We start from the raw sequence: 18,327 nt of genomic DNA, 5'->3' as shown, positions 1-18,327 counted from the left end.
ATATCCTGCATACTTGGCGGAAATCCATAATGTAAAAGCAACTCATGTGGGTAAACCTACTAAAATTTAAGCAGAGAGGAAAAGATGAATAAGCCTATAATTCTTTGCGTTGATGATGAACCGGATATTTTGAATACTCTCAAGATTCAGCTCAAAAAAGAATTTAAAAATGATTACTTTTATGAATTAGCTGAAAGTGGTGATGAAGCTTTAGGTTTACTGGAGGACTTTCAAGAAAAAGCTCAGGTGATTGTGGTTGTTTCTGATTGGCTGATGCCGGGAATTAAAGGTGACGAACTTTTAATTAAAGTTCACCAAAAATATCCTAAAATTATTAAAGTGATGTTGACTGGACAAGCGGATGCAGCGGCTGTTCAGCGGGCAGTAGAAGAAGCAGATTTATACTGTTGTTTGTACAAACCCTGGCAAAGCAAAGACTTAATAGAGACTATAAAATCTGGCCTGGCTAAGTTATGAAAAAACCTGTGATTGTTTGTATTGATGATGAACCTGATGTTTTGAACAGTTTAAAAATTGAACTGAAAAAGGCGATCGGCGATCGGTGTATAATTGAAACCGCTGAAGGAGGGGCTGATGCTTTAGAGTTGCTGGCAGATTTGCAGGCAGATGAATACGAGATTGCTTTGGTGCTTTCCGATTATATCATGCCGGATATTAAAGGGGATGAACTGCTCAGAAGAATTCACGAAAGCTCGCCGGAGACGCTGACCATTATGCTAACGGGGCAAGCTGATTTGGAATCCCTGAGTAATGCTATTAAGTATGCTAAATTGTACCGTTATATTCCTAAACCTTGGCAAAATGAAGACTTAAAATTAACGGTAGTAGAAGCAGTTCACAGTTATTTGCAAGATCAAAAGTTAACAGATGAAATTCATAAGCGCCAAGAAGTAAACGAGGAGTTAAAGCTAGTAAATGAGGCGCTGTCTGCGAGTGAAAGCCGCCTGAGTCAATTTTTAGAAGCTTTACCAGTGGGGGTATCTGTTTATCATCCCGATGGTTCGATCGCCTATTTCAACCAGACAGCGAGGGATTTGCTGGGTGCAGACACTATCCCCGAAAGCACTGCGGAACAATTAGCTGCCACTTATCAACTTTATGTTGCCAATACTGATGAGTTGTACCCGCCGGATAATCTGCCAATTTTGCGTGCACTGAAAGGAGAATCTGTCAAGGTTGACGATGTAGAAATCCGTCAAGATGGCAAAAGAATTGCGATCGAGATCAATACCACGCCGATTTTTGACCCTACCGGAAATATTGTTTATGCGATCGCAGCTTTTCAAGATATTAGCGATCGCAAACAAGCCGAAAAAATACTAGCAGATTACCACCACACCTTAGAAGCCCAAATTGACGAACGCACAGAACAACTGCAACAAGCCGCATTAGCTGCTGAAGCAGCAAACAAAGCTAAAAGCACGTTTATTGCCAATATGAGCCACGAGTTACGCACCCCTCTCAATTCTATACTCGGCTTTGCACAAATCATGGAACCCAGCCCGGATCTTACTGTAGAAAACCGAGAAAATATGAGAATTATTCGCCGTAGTGGCGAACACTTGCTTACCTTGATCAATGAAGTCTTAGACTTGTCAAAAATCGAAGCGGGGCGGATGACACTCAACCCGAAAAACTTTGACCTCTACCGCTTGCTTGACGATTTGCAAGATATGTTTCAACTGCGAGTCCATAATGAAGAATTGCAGTTGCGTTTCCAGCGCGATGCTGACGTTCCTCAGTACGTCCGAACCGATGATATTAAACTGCGGCAAGTGCTGATTAATCTTCTGAGTAATGCGATTAAGTTTACCCAAACAGGCGAAATCATCTTAAGAGTTATAAAGTTAGATAAATCTGGATTTCTGGATTTATTGGATAGTCCCACAGCTTGCTTTGATACTACAAGAAGCATTCGGGATTTTTCGAGAACTAGCAGTGATTTTGCCAAGGTTGAATGCAGCGATGAGGCTGAGGATTCAACAGTGCCTAGTTTTTTCCTTCTCTTTGAAATTGAAGATACAGGATTTGGCATTGCTCCCGAAGAATTGGGCAATATTTTTAAGGCTTTTGTACAAACAGCTTCCGGTCAAAAAACTCAGAAAGGCACGGGTTTAGGATTGAAAATCAGCCGTCAATTTGTCCGCCTGATGGGAGGAGAAATTGTCGTAGAAAGTCAACTGGAACTTGGCACCACTTTTAAATTTGAAATTCCAGTGAGTGCAGTTGATGTTGGTGAGATTCCCGATCCGGAACTTAACCGCGAAGTTAGTGGGTTGGAACCCAATCAACCGTGCTACCGGGTTTTAATTGTGGACGATCGCGAAGACAACCGCCAACTTTTAGTCAAAATGCTTTCTCCTTTGGGTTTCGCGCTGGAACAAGCCACCAACGGTCAGGAAGCAATAGAAATGTGGGAAAATTGGCATCCGCATTTAATTTTGATGGATGTGCGAATGCCAGTGATGGACGGCTACGAAGCTACTAAACAAATTAAGGCGAGAATCAAGCAGAGAGAGCAAGAGGAGGAAATGAATATTTCCCATCTCGACTCCCCGATTCCGAAGATTATTGCTTTGACAGCTAGTACAATTGAAGGAAGGCAAGCGTTTGCTTTACTGGTCGGCTGCGACGATTTTATTAGCAAACCTTTCCGCAAAACAGATATATTTGATACCCTGACCAAACATTTGGGGGTTAAGTATCTGTACTCTAACTCAACGGACTTTATCTCAATAGGCGATCGAAATAATTTATCTGGCTCCCTCCCTAATGCTGCGCTTGCTTATTTACCTACACTTCCGGCACAATGGATAGACAACATAAAGCAGGTAATCCGCAGTGCTGATTTTGACTTAATTGTCAGGACAATCGACGAAATAAGGGAGCCTCATCCTGAATTAGCGGAAATCCTCCAGGGTCATCTCGATAATTTTGATTACCAGAAAATTCTCAATTTAATTGCCGAGGCGGAGGAATCAGATAATGCAGATCAAGGCGGAACAAACTGAAAACTATCAAGCAGATATTTTAGTAGTTGACGATACGCCAGATAATCTGCGTTTGTTGATTAGAATTTTGCAAAAAAATGGCTATAAAGTTCGACCCGTTACTAATGGTTTTTCGGCGTTAGATGCAATTCAATCTAGCCCCCCCGATTTGATTCTGCTCGATATTATGATGCCTGATATTGACGGCTACGAACTATGTAAAAAATTAAAAGCACAATCGCAATTTAGGGAAATTCCCATAATTTTTCTCAGCGCGCTAGAAGAAGGAATAAATAAAGCACAAGCTTTTGAAGTGGGCGGAGCCGATTATATCACCAAACCTTTTCAGGTGAAAGAAGTCTTGGCGCGAGTGAGCAATCAACTTACTGTGCGTTCATTGCAAATGCAATTGCAAGAAAAAAATCAAAAATTGACTGCTCAAAATATCCAGTTGCACCAGGAAATAGCTGAACGCCACCAGGTGGAAATGGAAACAAGATTGCTGCTGCAGGCAACTCAAGCTATTAGCAAATCTGAGGATTTTGAGTCGGCTATAGATGTGATTTTAGGTTTAATTTGCCAAACTATTGAATGGAATCTGGGCGAAGCTTGGATTCCTTGCAGTGAGGGCTTTTTAAAATGCGCGACAGGCAGGTACGTCAGCGACTCCAGTTTTGCCGAATTCCGACAAACAAGTTGGCAGTTGATTTTTGCTCCCGGTGTGGGACTCCCAGGTAGGATTTGGCAGTCGCAGCACTCTGAATGGATCGATGATGTTTCTACTGCACCGGAACAAGTTTTTTTACGAGCGGAAATTGCGGTGAGTGTGGGATTGAAAGCGGCTTTTGGGGTGCCAATTTTGGCGGACAATCAAGTGTTAGCTATTTTGATTTTTTATCGCGAAAAAGTTCTGAAATGTCAGCCTCGCTTGTTGGAATTAGTGAGTGCGGTTGCTACGCAGCTAGGTTCACTGATTCAGCGGAAACAAGCTGAAGCAGCGCTGAAAGTGCAGCAAGAACAAACCGAGAAATTGCTTCTCAATATTTTACCGAAACCTATTGCAGATCGCTTACAAAAAGAGCAAAAGTTGATAGCGGATCATTTTGATGATGTGAGCGTCTTGTTTGCTGATTTGGTGGGTTTTACAGAGTTTTCGGCTCACAAAAGTCCGACGCAGTTGGTAGAAATTTTGAACGGGATTTTCTCGGAGTTCGATAGGTTGTCTGAATTGCACGGGTTGGAAAAGATTAAGACGATTGGGGATGCTTACATGGTGGTTGGGGGTTTGCCGACGCCGCGGGAGGATCACTCTGAGGCGATCGCACTTTTAGCTTTGGAGATGCAGGCAGCTTTGAGGAGATTTAATGCCAAAATGGGAGAAAATTTTCAATTGAGGCTCGGAATTCACAGCGGTTCGGTGGTGGCTGGAATTATTGGGATTAGTAAATTTAGCTATGATTTGTGGGGGGATACTGTTAATGTAGCTTCGCGGATGGAGTCGAACGGATTGCCGGGTAAAATTCAAGTGACGGCTGCGACTTATGAGCGTTTGAAAGAGCAGTTTGTTTTGGAAGAACGGGGTCATATCCCGGTTAAAGGTAAAGGAAGAATGCTGACTTACTGGTTAATTGAAGAACAAAAAAAATCTTTTTAAATTTTAGAGGTCAATTTCAATTAATATGAAAAGGAGACCAAATCTGGGTTTGCCATACCCTTTATGATTCGGCGGTTGAAACCGCTACTAGACAAACGAAGTCTGCCTTAGCAGACTAAGAAATAAAGGGGGTATTTAAGCCGGATTTGGTATTATATCCAACTTGCACTTTCTGGAGGGCTAATCCTTTGCAAACAGTTGAAACAAAATCGCCGACAGCGTTGAAAAGAGTCCTAGTTATTTTAATATCACTGCTAGCAGTAGCGGTACTGTCGATCGCTACTTTTATCGCTATACCCGGAGAAAAAACAATGTTTGCTGGAACAAGACCTGCCAATATCGGGATTCAGTCAGGAAAACTCGCAGCGTGCCCGAGTTCCCCCAACTGCGTCAGCAGCTTCAGTCAAGATGCCGAACACAAAATTGAGCCTTTGGCTTACACTTCGTCCCAGAGTGAAGCGATGGTAAAGCTAAAAGGGGTAATCGACTCCTATGGAAAAACTAAAATTATCACGGCAACTGATAATTACCTCTATGCGGAGTTCACCAGTGCTTTGATGGGGTTTGTTGATGACGTTGAATTTTTGGTAGATGATGGAGCAAAAGTCATTCATGTGCGATCGGCTTCCCGTCTGGGACAGTCGGATTTGGGAGTTAACCGCAGTCGGATAGAAGCTATCAGAACTCAATTCAATCAACTTTGAACTTAAAATTTCTAGCTTTCCTGAAGCCCCTCTCGTGCAAGATGAGGGGCTTTGATCTTTTGGTAATACTATGTAATGCTGATTTTTCACCACATAGTTAACAATTATTAACAGTAGGCACAATGCAAAGGAGTATCCTGCAAGGGTAGTAGGACCCAGCAAGGCAGTATCCTTACGGTTGGCTTTGAGTTTTAATACTTGTTATAAGATTGACGATTGTAGAGTTTTACAATCTTTAAAATAGCTGAGTGCGCTAGCATAGAAGCAGAGATGCCGTAGTATTCCTATAGTATTAAACAACCTAAATTATACACTTCTGACTTTAGGGAGAGGGAAGTTAGCGAATTAATTTCTACTATTAACTTAAGTAGAGCAAAGAGGAAAAAAAACATGGCACTTCAAAGATTAGCAGAATTTTATCCTAACTATCAGGAAGAGATATTTGCTGGAGACGACATCAAGGGATTTGATGTTTATGCTGGCGATTCTGATGAAAAAGTAGGCACGGTCTATGACGCTTTGGTTGATGACACTGGTCGTTTCCGCTATCTGGTAATTGACACCGGTATTTGGATTTTTGGCAAAAAAGTATTGTTGCCAATCGGCTCGGCTCGCTTCGACTATGGAGCCCGTCGCGTCCACGCCACAGGTCTTCGCAACAAAGCTCAAGCAGAACAATTGCCGGCTTACAATGAATTAGAAGCAGTAGATTACGATCGCGAAGAACAGGTAAGAGGCGTCTACCGCAATCAAGGAACTGCCGCCGCTGCAAGCACTGCAACTCCTGCTAGCTACGATCGCAGCAGCTACAACTACGATATCGACCGCCCCCTCTACGAAACCAACGAACAGCAGCACCAAAATCTCAAGCTTTATGAAGAACGCTTGATTGCCAACAAACACCGCGCAAAAACAGGCGAAGTAGCAGTTGGCAAGCGCGTGGAAACTGAAACAGCGCGAGCTTCAGTACCAATTGAAAAAGAACGAGTCGTAATTGATCGAGTAACCCCGGTAGAAGCAGGTCGAGTAGTTTCAGTCGGTGAGGCTGACTTCCAATCAGGGGAAGTTGCACGCATGGAAGTCTACGAAGAAACGGCCGACATCCATAAGGAAGCTTTCGTCCGGGAAGAAGTCAACGTCAGAAAAGAAGTTGTTCGCAGCACGGTTGAGGGCGAAGAAACCTTGCGTCGTGAAGAATTAGACGTTCAAACTGATGGAACTGCGGTTGTAGATAATAAAAATCCAAAGATCTAAACCAACCGCAACAGCTATTGCATAGGAATTGCGCCTTAATGACATAATTCTGTCACCGCGCAGGTTTGATTGGATTGGTAGCGATCGCGCAATTCCTATGTGAGCGGCGGGGGGGGGTACAAAACTTGTCTAGTTTTGGCAACGTTTATCCACTTTCCCCGCCTTTACCAATTTCCCCTTACCAATTGATAATAAAAATCCCTAAGCAGGAAAGTTTAAAAAATGAACGGTCAAGCATCAGCAGAAAAGATAGCAACTGCCAAATCAATAACCCGTCTCAACCAGGTTCCTGAAAAAGTCAGAACGAAGCTAAAAAGTTTTACCGTCAAAGACAACCAAGGTCACTTGGTCGGCAAAGTTAAAGATGTCTATTTTGATGCTAACGGTCAGTTAAACTTTGTGGTTGCCGGGCTAGGCAGCGAAAATACCCGCACTTTTTTATTAAGTATTAAGCTGCTCAAAAAAGTAGATTATCATCAAAAAGCGCTGTTTGTAACTATTAATTCGGGTCAAATCGATTTGCTGCCGTTCGTGTCGGCTAATGGCGAGCCTCCGTATTTAGAAAATGCCTCTGGAACGCATAGTGAATTTAGCAACAGTGAGTTAACCAATCCCTCAACAGATATGTCAAATCTAACAGATGCCGAGCTCACAGATCCAAATTTGGAGACAGATGAGGATGAGGAAAACTTCGATATTGTTGATCAAGAAGTAATTCGCCTGCTAGAAGAACGATTGGTGATCAATCGCAGCAAGCGGAAAGTCGGCGAAGTCATAGTGCGTAAAGAAATTGAAACTCGGATGGTACAAGTACCCATCCAGTGGGAAAAGCTGATTGTCGAACAAGTCGGCGACGATCCGAAGGTGTTGGCCGAAATAGATTTAGGCGAGGGAAACATCACCGGTATAGATTTGACGGAGGTTAAGAGCGATCGCCATGAACCAACAGTTAAGGCAGAATTTACCTCTGTGCAGAAAGCTAGCAAAATCTTAAATTCGATCGCCTCTCAACCTCGTCACGGTTGCGTCAAAGTTCGCCTAGAACTCGTTCTCGAAGACAAGCAACTTGAGGATACTTACCAAAAATGGATGACGGAACACCATTCAGAGAGTTAAAATATTCGTTCTTTTTGGTGTAGATTTTAGCTATTAGCGAGAAACTTAAATCTAATGGCTGACTTTGCCGATAGATGCTGTGGGAAAGTTCACCGCCGTCTACTAAGATCATGTTCGGTAAATTAATCGTGATTTTGGTAGAGGCGGGTTCACCAATATCTATAATATAAGCCTGATATCCGTCAACCCGCCCCGACCGGGCTATTTAAATTTTTAGCGATCGACCTCTAGACAAAATGGTAGCGACTTGCGGTAAAATTGTGGTGGTCAAATTTAAAAGTATTTGAAAATGCCCAGCACAATCTCCGACATTAAAGTAAAAACGATCGCAGGCGAAGACAAGCAGCTAGGAGAGTACGCTGGCAAGGTACTCTTGATAGTTAATGTAGCTTCCAAATGTGGCTATACACCTCAATACAAAGGGCTCGAAGAATTGAGCAAGAAGTACAGCGCGGCTGGACTCCGTGTTTTAGGATTTCCCTGCAACGACTTCGGAGGTCAAGAACCCGGAAGTAATCCAGAAATCGTCAATTTCTGTACTACCAAGTACGGCGTAACCTTTGAATTATTTGACAAAGTACGCGCTAAAGGCACTCAGCAACACCCGCTGTACGCTAAGCTTACGAGTGCAGTCGATCCCAAGGGTGAGGTTTCCTGGAATTTTGAGAAATTCTTAGTTAGCAAACAGGGTGAAGTGGTTGCCAGATTCCGCAGCAGTGTTGGCCCCGATTCGCCAGAACTAATCGCTGCTATCGATCGAGAATTGGCGAAATAAGAAGTTCGGCAACTAAGCAGTGTACAGGATTTAACTGATTTAACGGATGGATGTTTAGGGAAGAGGGAAGGAATTAATAGGCTTTTTTTCCAATCAGTTGAAAGCTATTTTTTTCTTCTGCTTTTCCCCCTTGTGTGCAAGCACTAAACCATGAACAAATACCGATGATTGTATTTAATTGGAGAACTGTTTAATTTAATGGAAAATACATCGGGATTAGATTTAGTTGTAGGTGTACTTGCCTTCGCCATTCTGGCAGGTGGTCTGACCATGCTATTTGTAGGCATGGCATCGTTTCCCAAAGAAAAATAATACTAATGGATAGTATGTGCGATCGCACGACCCGAATAAAAGTGTTGGTAGTGAGGACTTCAGTCCTCATAGTAGAAATCGGAGGCTTCCACTCCTGACTACCCACTGAAAATGCTTATTTTACAGCAGACCATCTGAATAAATAAAACTGCTTTCAATTTGAACATTCGCAATTGATGACAATCATGCAAACTACCGAAAACAACGTCAAAATTGTCCTCGCGCCGGGGAATTTGCGCCGCGTTCACCATATCGCTTTAAACGTGCGCGACATGAAAGCTTCCCGCCACTTCTACGGTACAATTCTCGGCCTGCACGAACTAACAGGCACAGAAATTCCCGCAACTTTAACAGAAATGGTAGCCGCTGGTAAAGTCGCTAATTTCGTTACCCCAGACGGTACTGTTATTGACTTATTTTGGCAGCCAGACTTGGAACCGCCAAACCCAGACCCGGAGAAAGCTTTTACCCGCGCCAACCACTTAGCCTTCGACATCAATCCGGCTTTGTTCGATCGCGCTCTGGAAGTGCTAAAGTCTAATCAAATTGCGATCGATAGCGGCCCCGTCACTCGCGCTACAGGACGCGGCATTTACTTTTACGATCCTGATGGATTTATCATCGAAATCCGTTGTGATGCAGTTTAAACAGTCGCTATCGGGTTCTCTGTAGTCCGGGTACACCCTACATTTACTTTTTGGATTGCGGTAATCCGTAAACATCCTACCTTTAGAGTTGTTTTATTTTCCGTCTTGGCTAATAGGTTGCTTCGGCCAAGTAAACCGAAAAGTTGATCCCTCACCTTCGGCAGATTCTAGGGAAATAGTGCCCCCTTGACCTTCGACAATTTTTTTCACCAGCGACAAACCAATCCCAGTATTTTCAACTTTATCACGAGCTTCCAAGGTCTGAAAAATTACAAAAACTTTATCGTGATATTGAGGATCAATTCCCGGCCCGTCGTCCTCTACAGAAAATTCGTAAAAATCATCTAACTCTTTAACCGAGATTTTTACGTGACCCGATTCAGCTCGGTTGTGTTTAATTGCGTTGCTAATTAAATTAGAAAAAACCTGTTGCAACAGCAATATTTCTGTCACAAAAGTTGGCATTCCCGGTTCAACTTTCACCTCAAATCCAGAGGGTGGCGCCAACGAATCAATTATTTCGGCTAATAAATTCTCAACTTTTACCATTTCTGAAGGCACTTGAATTCGTCCGACGCGGGAATATTGCAGCAGTCCCTCAATCAAACCTTCCATCCTGTGAACTCTGCCACGCAGCAGGTTCATTTGGTGCAGAGTATCCTCTGTCATCGACTCGCTGAGGTCTTCTTCTATCCAACTGCTGAGATTGGCGATCGCCCTGAGTGGCGCTTTCAAATCGTGAGAAACTACATAAGCAAACTGGTCTAATTCTTGATTCCGCTTTCTTAAAACATTTGTCGTTTGAGCCAGATTTTGAGCTGTTAACCTCAATTCTTGAGCGCGCAACCGCAGCGATTCCTGCGCTTGTTTGCGATCCCTAATATCTTCAACCACACTCATCAGAAATTGAGTGCCATTTTGTTCTCGCAGCAGCGAAACCGTCAAGTTTGCCCACACCAACTCTCCGTCTTTGCGGATGTAGCGCTTTTCCAGAGAGAAATTTTCAATTTCTCCTGCTAACAATTGGCGCACAAGTTCCAGTTCACTTGCCAAATCTCCATGCCAAGTAATATCCTGAAATTTTTTCTCCAGCAATTCTGGGCGGCTGTAGCCCAAAATATCGCAAAGTTTTTGATTGACTAACAGAAATTTACCTTCCACACTCGCTTGCACCATGCCGACTGCCGCCTGCTCAAAAGTAGCGCGAAACCGCTGGGCGCTTTGGGCTAAAGCAATTTCTGAGCGTTTGCGATCGCTAATATCGTTGCTGATTTCCAAAATAGCAACCGGTTGATCTTGATCGTCGTACTGCAACGTCCATCGGCTTGCCACCGTTATTTTTGTCCCGTCTTTCTTAGTTCGCATCAGTTCTCCTTGCCAAGAACCCTTCTCGAAAAATACTTTTTGAATTACCTCAAAAGGTTGGGCCCATTCTGTTTGTAAAAGCTTGTGAATGTTTTTTCCTACTGCTTGCGACTTCCGCCAGCCGTAGAGCCACTTCGCCCCCAAATTCCAATAAGAAATCGCCCCATTCAAGTCTAGTACCGCGATCGTATCGTTGGCCAAATCCAGCATTTGCGCTTGCTTTCGCAGAGTTTCCTCGGCTTGTTTTCGTCCTCTGGCATCGCGGCATATCGCAATAAACAAATGTTGATTTGCCAGACGCATTTCGCTGATAGCTAACTCCATCGGAAACTTAGTTCCATCGTGGCGAATTCCAACTGTTTCTTGCTGGTAAGTCTTCAGCGGAGTATCTGGATGTAACACAAAATATTCGATCGAATAATCCCCCACGGTGCTGTAAGGCTGCGGTTGAGCTATCAGTCGCCGCAAGTTAGAGCCAATTATTCGATCGGCTTTCTCGCCAAAAATCTTTTCTGCTGCCTTATTAAAAGACTCAATATTTCCCCCTGCGTCCAAAGTGATAATCCCGTCAGCCGCATTGTCTACCACAGCTTGAATGCGACTTGTACTTTCTTCCAAGCCTGCTTCCCGCTTCCTCAACTCCTTCTCTAAAGCATCAAATAAATACCAGGAAGCCCCTGCGCCCAAACAGCCGAAAAGCAAACCAGCAACTTGCACAAAATTAGTGAAATCTATCAAACCCCGTCTTTGCTCATCTAGAGCTTTCTGGTAGGCTTCGCCGGCATTAGCAAACACATTAATTTTTGCACGCAGGTTATCCCTCCTCAATTTGCCTTGAGTGAACACCTCAATTATTTCCGGCGACTGCAGGCTTGTTGCCGAACTGTCGAGCTTATTCAAAGTGTTTTGCAAGAAATTTATATGCTGTTCGGTACTTTTTTTTATATCTTCAAATCGCTGAGCTTGCAGTTTGTTTTCTTGAACCATAACCTTGAGTTTAGCCAGCAGCGGAGGCAAACTCTTCTTGGCTTCTAAGTAGGGTGAGAGAAATGCGGGGCGCTTCGTCAAGCCGTAACCTCGAATGCCCGTTTCCGCATCCACCACAAGGGTTAACAAGCGGTTAGTTTCCTGAAGTATTGCCCTATTAGTATCTCCTCGCTCTCTTATCTGTATGGTAATCTCTCGGAGGGCTGCAATTGCCAGCAGGGAAGCAAACAGAAAAATAATGGGGATAGCAACGATGATTGTTCCCCGCTGGCGAATTGGTCGGTCTGTCCATACAAAGTGGAGGCAGCGATCGAGCAAATACTTCACGGATATTGCAGGAGAAAGTTTGCTGCCAGTATATCGCTTTTTGGCAGTTTAGGCTATGGATAAGTTTGTTTTGTTTGGTTTGACGATCGCCGGGGACTAACCGTGGAAACTAGATTAGACCCCTGCGATAGCTACCTGCTGACACTAACAGCAGATTTTTTGGCACGGTGTTTAAACGGAGGCAGGGAGAAAGAAAGGACTTTTTTCGACACCGAGACAGCAGGCGAAGCAGAAAGGATCGTTCCTGCTTTACCTTCGTTTTCGCCTTCGGCTTCTGCTTTGAAACTAGAGTCTGTTGCGCCAGTGTTTGGAACACTTGTAACTACAGTAGTCCACCTGCCTGTAGCCGGATCGCGATAACAGGTAAAAGGGTTTATTTTTAGCGGTTGACTGCAAGGTTTAATCATGTAGATGCACTCCTTTGATTCTGAGAAATTGTGCATTGCTTTCAGCAGCAGTGCTATCTCGCCCGTAGAAGCAGTATGAAGGCAAAAAGCAGAATTGTGTTTCTGCGTCCAGAGACTTTTGAAACTTCCTGATTTCCTGTTAAATTTTGCCTTCTACTGCTTCGCGACCATAGCATTACTTTTACCAAATTGCCTTTCTGGAAGCAACCCCCCACCGCCTTAATTAGGTTGAGGTGGGAATTGTGAATGCAGCGAGGCCCCCGATCGTGCCTGCAGGACAATCTTGGAATAATATAGGTATTCTAGGCTGAAAAAAAATGCTACTGTGTGATCGACAACAGAGGTCGATCGCGATCGGTGTCACAATTAAAAAGGGAATGGGTAATTGGTAATTGGTAATTGGTAATGGGAAAATTAGTAAGGGGAAATTCTTCCATCTTTTGCTATCCGTTAAAGCCGTTAAATCCGATCCACAATTTCTGGAAAATTCCCCACCCGTTAAATCCCTTAAATCTGCTACATTGCTAGTTACCCAACTTGCTTCTAATTAATATCAACTTTTGTCTTTAAATGAACAGTAAAAGTAGAGCCAACCTCCAACTCACTCTCAACAGTTATATCGCCGCCCATCATCTGGCAAAACAAGCGGCTAATGGCCAATCCTAAACCGGTGCCGCCGTACTTGCGAGTAGTCGAAGCGTCCCCTTGAATAAAAGGTTGAAACAAATTCTGTTGCTGTTCAGCCGACATTCCAATCCCCGTATCAGATACCTGCAAATACACCCAATCGCTATCGCCTGCTGGTTCGCGAGTCGCACTCAACAGCACCGTTCCACCTTCGGTAAACTTCAGGGCATTGGAGAGCAAATTGAACAGAATTTGCCGGACTTTAGTCAAATCTGCATACATCACTCCCAAATTTTCAGAGCAAGAAACTTGCAATTGATTGTGATTTTTTTCGACCAAAGGGTGCAAAGTTGCAACAACTTCTTCTATTAAATTACTGAGGTCAAATTTTTCTAAATAAAGCTCCATCCGACCTGCTTCTATCTTAGAAAGGTCTAGAATATCGTTAATTAAAGTCAGCAAGTGTTTGCCGGCGTTATAAATTTTTTGGGTATCGGGAATGATCTCTTCGAGTCCCGATTCCCGTGCTTCTTCTTGTAGCATTTCGCTGTAACCGATAATCGCGTTGAGCGGCGTCCGCAGCTCGTGGCTCATATTGGCTAAAAAAGTGCTTTTAGCTCTCGAAGCTGCTTCAGCTTTGTGTAAGGCTTCTTGCAAGGCTATTTCGGCTCTTTTGCGTTCGGCAATTTCGATGCGGAGCAGTTTATTGGCGGTGGTGAGTTGAGTGGTGCGCTGATCGACGGTCATTTCTAGCTGCGCTTTGGCTTTGGAGAGTGCTTCCTGAGCCCGCTGGCGCTCAAATCCTTCGATCGCCAGTGCTACCAAATTTGCCAAAGAATCAGCGAAGGTGCGCTCCTCCAAAGCCCACTGGCGGGGCGCGCCGATATGTTCGAGAGAGAGGATGCCCACGATCTGGCCCCCGAGCCTAATTGCTACATTTAATATGGATGAATTCGGCTTGCTGGCATTTGGCAGCACACCGGAATGTTCGGCTAGGGAAGATGAGTGGGACAAATTTGTTGGTACAGAGTTTTGAGTCTTTGTCGGAGGTTCTAAACCATTGTCCGAGCGCAAATTTTCGCCCGGTGCGTCGCCTTCAACATCTAAAATTGATAAATTTAAATCGCTTGCCGATATGCACTCCCGGCTCAAATGATTCTCTTGGGTGCGATCGTACACGTCGAGACAAACTAATTTGAGGTTGGGGATTTTAAACTTAGAATGATTAACCCCCTCGTTTGGATCAGGGGTAGCGGTCTCTGTATCTAATGGCTCTGTTTGGTTGTGGGCGAGCACTCTCTCCGTAAAATTTAGCTGCTGATCGCTGGGGTAGCGATTTCCAAATCTTCCATGGTTGTAAAGCCAGACGCTGACTTTTTCCACATCCAAAGTCCGGGCAGCAGCCTCGGTAATTTCGCGAATTCCCACATTCAGCGCACCGCTGTTGAGAGTCCTCTGCCTACCTAGCTGCAACAAAGCCAAACTCTGGCGGCGGAGACGCTTTTCGCTTTCTTGGAGGGTTTGTTCTGCTTCCTTGCGCTGGGTGAGGTCGTACAAGACGCACAATGCCGTCTGCTGCCCGTTAAACACCAGCGACTGAACCGAGATCATCGCCCAGAAAGCGGTGCCGTCTGATTTTTTACAGTGGAGTTCGTAGTTTTGCAGGTATCCCTCTTTAGCAAGTGCCTCAAGTAGGTTTGGGCGATCTGTGGGGTTGAAGTAAAAGTCTGGAGTGCAGCAGCCGATCAATTTTTCTAGGGGTATGTTCAGGAGAGAAGCCAATTGAGCGTTCGCATACATAATTAAGCCGTCACAGAGGCGAGAAACTAATATCGGCACGGGAGTTGCCGAGGCGATCGCCCGAAACTGCTCTTCGCTGGAACGCAGCGCCAACTGAGCTTTGCTCAGCAAGTGAGCTTCCATCGTATCTGAATGTTCGGTGGTAGTCTCCAGCAAGATTTCTAGGTCAACCTTTTCGCGCTTCAAGTTTTCAAGTTCCGCACTCAGCCGCTGAACGTCGAAAAGTAGCTGTTCTGTCGATGGTTCTTCCTGCATAGCAATTGAAAATTGGTAATTTTTAGTCGGTTCTGAAGTTTTTTAGGGTTTTGTGCTAGTTTAACTATGACTTATTGCGATTAACTTCAGCCACCCTCATCTTGGTTCTCGGACTTAGCCGGGGATTCCTGTTTACCTTTTTCGTTATTATTCCAATTCTAAGTGCAAGGAAGGCATCAGCCGCTGCAAGTTCTTCAGGGATTTTATCTGCCAGGGGATCTGTTTAGAACCTTTGATGGCGATTTGAATATTTTTTTGCTGGCGCACTTTGATCACAAATTTTGAGAAAATATTAATTCCAGAACTATTTAAAAATTCTAGCTTTCGCAAGTCTAGAGTAACGGTGTTTGGGCAGGAGTCAGCCACTTCGTTGAGCAGATCGACGATCGGTTCGTATTCTTCCGCCTGGCTGAGTCGGAACGAGCCGCTACAGGTGACTGTTTGCGTAGCGCGATCGTACTGGATCGTGTAATCTTTGGTCTGAATCTCCATACTTTTGTCAGTTGCCGGTTTTGAGTGGTAAAGGGGCTTTGGCGGAGGGAGCGAGGATTGATCTTCAGGCTAGCACGAGCAAAATTCAGCCGTTTGCCGAATGCCTTGGTTTGTGTAACTTTTATTACATATACTGCCAACTGTACCATTGCCACAGGGCAGCTATAGCGGTTCTCAGATAAATGAGGTATACAGAAACCCTGTATTGTCAAGCTTTCCAGGTCAAAATTCGTACCTCACCTTTTTGAGAAAGGCTATATGAGTTATTTTAGGATTTATCAGTTGTGTCAGTTGTGATACCAGTTGGCAAAAAGAATGCAAGTGTTGACTGGCTCCAAACCCTGATAGTCATCAGTCATTGCCAACCTAACATCTCAAATCTCAAATCTCAAATTGTATGAGTTGTGGGTTGACGAGAGCGGCTTTTGCTGATGATCCGAGCTATCAATTGGATTTTTTTCTCAACTTGGTATTGACAAAATCCCCAAAACATGAGAGATATTTCACATCTGACACTGGAGTGAAGGGGAGAATATTTAATGGCAATTTCAGGAATTACAGAAAAGCTTTTGGCTGCTAAAAAAGCTCAAGGAATTAGTTTTGCAGATTTGGAAAAAGTTTTGGGGCGCGACGAAGTTTGGATTGCGGCGGTTCTTTATCGTCAAGCTACCGCATCAGCAGATGAAGCCGAGAAAATTATCTCGGCTTTGGGGCTAGATAGCGAGACCGCTGCGGTTCTCTGTGAACCTGTCTTAAAAGGTTCTTTGGAGAACTCGGTTCCGGTTGACCCCCTGATTTATCGTTTTTATGAAATTATCCAGGTTTACGGGATGCCACTCAAAGCAGTGATTCACGAAAAATTTGGTGACGGGATTATGAGCGCGATCGACTTTACTTTGGATGTCGAGAAAGAAGCAGACCCAAAAGGCGATCGAGTGAAAATAATTATGTCAGGAAAATTTTTGGAATACAAAAAATGGTAAGCCCGTGCGGCTTTATTTTCAAGTGAAAATGAAAAATTTAAATTTGCTCGAATGACTTGTGACTAATGACTAAAGCCTCAAAAGTGTTAACTTAGAAATAGAGATCGCGAAGCTTGACTGGCTTGGGTGTCCGATCGGGAAACCCTTCTAGGGCAAAGCTAAGGTCGCTCCCGCGGCAACTTCCCCAGTCGAAACAAGCAACCGCAACCGTAAATTAAGAGGCAAATATGTCAAAATATGACTCCCATCTCAGATGCTCCTTTTGCGGCAAGTCGCAAGAGTACGTCCGCAAGTTAATAGCTGGGCCCGGCGTATACATTTGCGATGAATGCGTGGAACTGTGCAATGAAATTTTAGAGGAGGAGTTCTTTGACTCCAGTAAAACAATTGGTCAACAGATTCCCCAATCAGAGGTGCGAGAGTCTCAGGGACAAGGAACCAGGCGTCCGGGTCGATCGAATAAATCGAAAATTGTTTTAGCTCAAATTCCGAAACCAACAGAGATTAAGCAGCATTTAGACAACCACGTTATCGGCCAGCATTCAGCAAAAAAAGTCCTTTCTGTAGCAGTTTATAACCACTACAAGCGCTTGAGCGTTGACCAAGCTAAAGATAGCGAGAAGTCTTCCCCTGATAGCGATGTAGAACTGCAAAAATCCAACATCCTGCTAGTAGGACCCACAGGTTGTGGCAAAACTTTGTTAGCGCAAAGTTTGGCGCAAATGCTCGAAGTTCCGTTTGCGGTAGCGGATGCGACGACACTGACAGAAGCTGGATATGTCGGCGACGATGTAGAAAATATCTTGCTGCGGCTGTTGCAAATGTCCGATTTTGATGTGGAAGCGGCGCAACGGGGCATTATTTATATTGATGAAATTGACAAGATTGCTCGCAAAAGCGAAAACACTTCGATCACGAGGGATGTATCGGGAGAAGGAGTGCAGCAAGCGCTGCTAAAAATGTTGGAAGGAACAGTGGTTAATGTTCCCCCGCAAGGCGGCCGCAAACATCCTTACCAAGATTTTATTCAAGTTGACACTAGCAAAATTCTATTTATTTGTGGCGGTGCTTTTGTCGGTTTGGAAAAAATAGTTGAACAACGTTTGGGTAAAAAATCCTTGGGCTTTATTCAGCCAACGGAAAGCGACAGCAACTCGACTTTGCCGGCGAAAGACAAGCGGGCTGCTGATATTTTGCAGCAGGTACAGCCGGACGATTTAGTCAAGTTTGGTTTAATTCCTGAGTTTGTCGGGCGGATTCCGGTGGTAACGGTGATTTCGCCGCTGGATGAAGCAGCTTTGATGCAGATATTGACCGAGCCCCGGAATGCGCTGGTGAAGCAGTATCAAAAGCTGTTGAAGATGGACAGCGTGGAATTGGAATTCCAGCCGGAAGCGCTACGGGCGATCGCCCAGGAGGCCTATCGTCGCAAAACTGGCGCCAGAGCTCTCCGCAGCATTTTAGAAGAGTTAATGCTCGATGTCATGTACGAGTTGCCTTCTCGCAAGGATGTGGCTAATTGTATGATTACTCCTGAAATGGTCGAGAAGCGATCGACTGCGGAATTACTGTGGCATCCCGCTTGGCGGAAGCACGAAACTGCATAGTTTG

General features: G+C 44.4%; 14 protein-coding genes. 11 read left to right on the top strand and 3 right to left on the bottom strand.

Annotation, left to right across the window (positions count from 1 at the left end; translation table 11 throughout):
• Window positions 1–84 precede the first annotated feature (84 nt).
• The 8 genes from QT979_RS00440 (at window position 85) to QT979_RS00405 (ending at window position 9,473) form a co-directional block, all read left to right on the top strand.
• Complete coding sequence (locus tag QT979_RS00440) at window positions 85–477, top strand: response regulator (protein WP_333209949.1); 393 nt, start codon at window positions 85–87, stop codon at window positions 475–477.
• Complete coding sequence (locus tag QT979_RS00435; RefSeq protein ID WP_333307469.1) at window positions 474–3,032, top strand: response regulator; 2,559 nt, start codon at window positions 474–476, stop codon at window positions 3,030–3,032. The genes QT979_RS00440 and QT979_RS00435 overlap by 4 nt, the downstream gene beginning before the upstream one ends.
• The gene (locus tag QT979_RS00430) at window positions 3,007–4,665 is read left to right on the top strand and encodes an adenylate/guanylate cyclase domain-containing protein (RefSeq protein WP_333307466.1); all 1,659 of its coding nucleotides are present in this window, start codon (window positions 3,007–3,009) and stop codon (window positions 4,663–4,665) included. The genes QT979_RS00435 and QT979_RS00430 overlap by 26 nt, the downstream gene beginning before the upstream one ends.
• A 188-nt stretch (window positions 4,666–4,853) precedes the next feature.
• Window positions 4,854–5,369, top strand: a complete 516-nt coding sequence (locus QT979_RS00425) for a DUF1499 domain-containing protein (protein ID WP_333230378.1) — start codon at window positions 4,854–4,856, stop codon at window positions 5,367–5,369.
• 390 nt (window positions 5,370–5,759) lie between these two features.
• Entirely contained in the window at window positions 5,760–6,623 is an 864-nt protein-coding gene (locus tag QT979_RS00420) for a DUF2382 domain-containing protein (RefSeq protein ID WP_333209941.1), read from the top strand.
• A 222-nt stretch (window positions 6,624–6,845) separates the two neighbouring features.
• Window positions 6,846–7,739: a DUF2382 domain-containing protein gene (locus tag QT979_RS00415; RefSeq protein ID WP_333307463.1), complete on the top strand. Its 894-nt coding sequence runs from the start codon at window positions 6,846–6,848 to the stop codon at window positions 7,737–7,739.
• A 289-nt stretch (window positions 7,740–8,028) separates the two neighbouring features.
• Window positions 8,029–8,514, top strand: a complete 486-nt coding sequence (locus tag QT979_RS00410; protein ID WP_333157861.1) for a glutathione peroxidase — start codon at window positions 8,029–8,031, stop codon at window positions 8,512–8,514.
• 497 nt (window positions 8,515–9,011) lie between these two features.
• Window positions 9,012–9,473, top strand: a complete 462-nt coding sequence (locus QT979_RS00405; RefSeq protein ID WP_333307460.1) for a VOC family protein — start codon at window positions 9,012–9,014, stop codon at window positions 9,471–9,473.
• A 93-nt stretch (window positions 9,474–9,566) separates the two neighbouring features.
• On the opposite strand, the gene QT979_RS00400 is transcribed toward QT979_RS00405, so the two are convergent.
• A complete protein-coding gene (locus tag QT979_RS00400; protein ID WP_333307457.1) occupies window positions 9,567–12,152 on the bottom strand; it encodes a PAS domain S-box protein in 2,586 nt (861 codons plus the stop codon).
• Window positions 12,153–12,254: 102 nt separating this feature from the next.
• Here QT979_RS00400 and QT979_RS00395 point away from each other — a divergent pair, with 102 nt between their 5' ends.
• Window positions 12,255–12,512 (top strand): hypothetical protein, encoded by a 258-nt coding sequence (locus tag QT979_RS00395; RefSeq protein ID WP_333209931.1) that lies wholly within the window; start codon window positions 12,255–12,257, stop codon window positions 12,510–12,512.
• A 590-nt stretch (window positions 12,513–13,102) separates the two neighbouring features.
• Here the strand turns inward: QT979_RS00395 and QT979_RS00390 are convergent.
• Window positions 13,103–15,241: an ATP-binding protein gene (locus QT979_RS00390; RefSeq protein ID WP_333307454.1), complete on the bottom strand. Its 2,139-nt coding sequence runs from the start codon at window positions 15,239–15,241 to the stop codon at window positions 13,103–13,105.
• A gap of 147 nt (window positions 15,242–15,388) precedes the next feature.
• Window positions 15,389–15,733 carry a slr1659 superfamily regulator gene (locus QT979_RS00385; RefSeq protein WP_333209928.1) on the bottom strand — a complete coding sequence of 115 codons (345 nt, stop codon included), beginning with the start codon at window positions 15,731–15,733 and terminating at the stop codon, window positions 15,389–15,391.
• 539 nt (window positions 15,734–16,272) lie between these two features.
• Between QT979_RS00385 and cynS the strand changes: the two genes are divergently transcribed.
• Both cynS and clpX read left to right on the top strand, forming a co-directional pair.
• Complete coding sequence (gene cynS, locus QT979_RS00380; RefSeq protein WP_333209926.1) at window positions 16,273–16,716, top strand: cyanase; 444 nt, start codon at window positions 16,273–16,275, stop codon at window positions 16,714–16,716.
• A gap of 227 nt (window positions 16,717–16,943) precedes the next feature.
• A complete protein-coding gene (gene clpX, locus QT979_RS00375; protein ID WP_333307449.1) occupies window positions 16,944–18,323 on the top strand; it encodes an ATP-dependent protease ATP-binding subunit ClpX in 1,380 nt (459 codons plus the stop codon).
• Window positions 18,324–18,327 lie beyond the last annotated feature (4 nt).

The sequence above is a fragment of the Microcoleus sp. w2-18bC1 genome (assembly GCF_036700365.1).
Lineage (GTDB): Bacteria > Cyanobacteriota > Cyanobacteriia > Cyanobacteriales > Microcoleaceae > Microcoleus.
The sequence above is the reverse complement of the archived record's forward strand: the minus strand, read 5'-3'. Positions and strand labels throughout refer to the sequence as shown.

Excerpts from the sequence above, each read along its gene's own strand:
- QT979_RS00440 (WP_333209949.1), top strand. The coding sequence starts at position 85 with ATGAATAAGCCTATAATTCTTTGCGTTGATGATGAACCGGATATTTTG.
- QT979_RS00435 (WP_333307469.1), top strand. The coding sequence starts at position 474 with ATGAAAAAACCTGTGATTGTTTGTATTGATGATGAACCTGATGTTTTG.
- QT979_RS00430 (WP_333307466.1), top strand. The coding sequence starts at position 3,007 with ATGCAGATCAAGGCGGAACAAACTGAAAACTATCAAGCAGATATTTTA.
- QT979_RS00420 (WP_333209941.1), top strand. The coding sequence starts at position 5,760 with ATGGCACTTCAAAGATTAGCAGAATTTTATCCTAACTATCAGGAAGAG.
- QT979_RS00415 (WP_333307463.1), top strand. The coding sequence starts at position 6,846 with ATGAACGGTCAAGCATCAGCAGAAAAGATAGCAACTGCCAAATCAATA.
- QT979_RS00410 (WP_333157861.1), top strand. The coding sequence starts at position 8,029 with ATGCCCAGCACAATCTCCGACATTAAAGTAAAAACGATCGCAGGCGAA.
- QT979_RS00405 (WP_333307460.1), top strand. The coding sequence starts at position 9,012 with ATGCAAACTACCGAAAACAACGTCAAAATTGTCCTCGCGCCGGGGAAT.
- QT979_RS00390 (WP_333307454.1), bottom strand. The coding sequence starts at position 15,241 with ATGCAGGAAGAACCATCGACAGAACAGCTACTTTTCGACGTTCAGCGG.
- QT979_RS00385 (WP_333209928.1), bottom strand. The coding sequence starts at position 15,733 with ATGGAGATTCAGACCAAAGATTACACGATCCAGTACGATCGCGCTACG.
- cynS (WP_333209926.1), top strand. The coding sequence starts at position 16,273 with ATGGCAATTTCAGGAATTACAGAAAAGCTTTTGGCTGCTAAAAAAGCT.
- clpX (WP_333307449.1), top strand. The coding sequence starts at position 16,944 with ATGTCAAAATATGACTCCCATCTCAGATGCTCCTTTTGCGGCAAGTCG.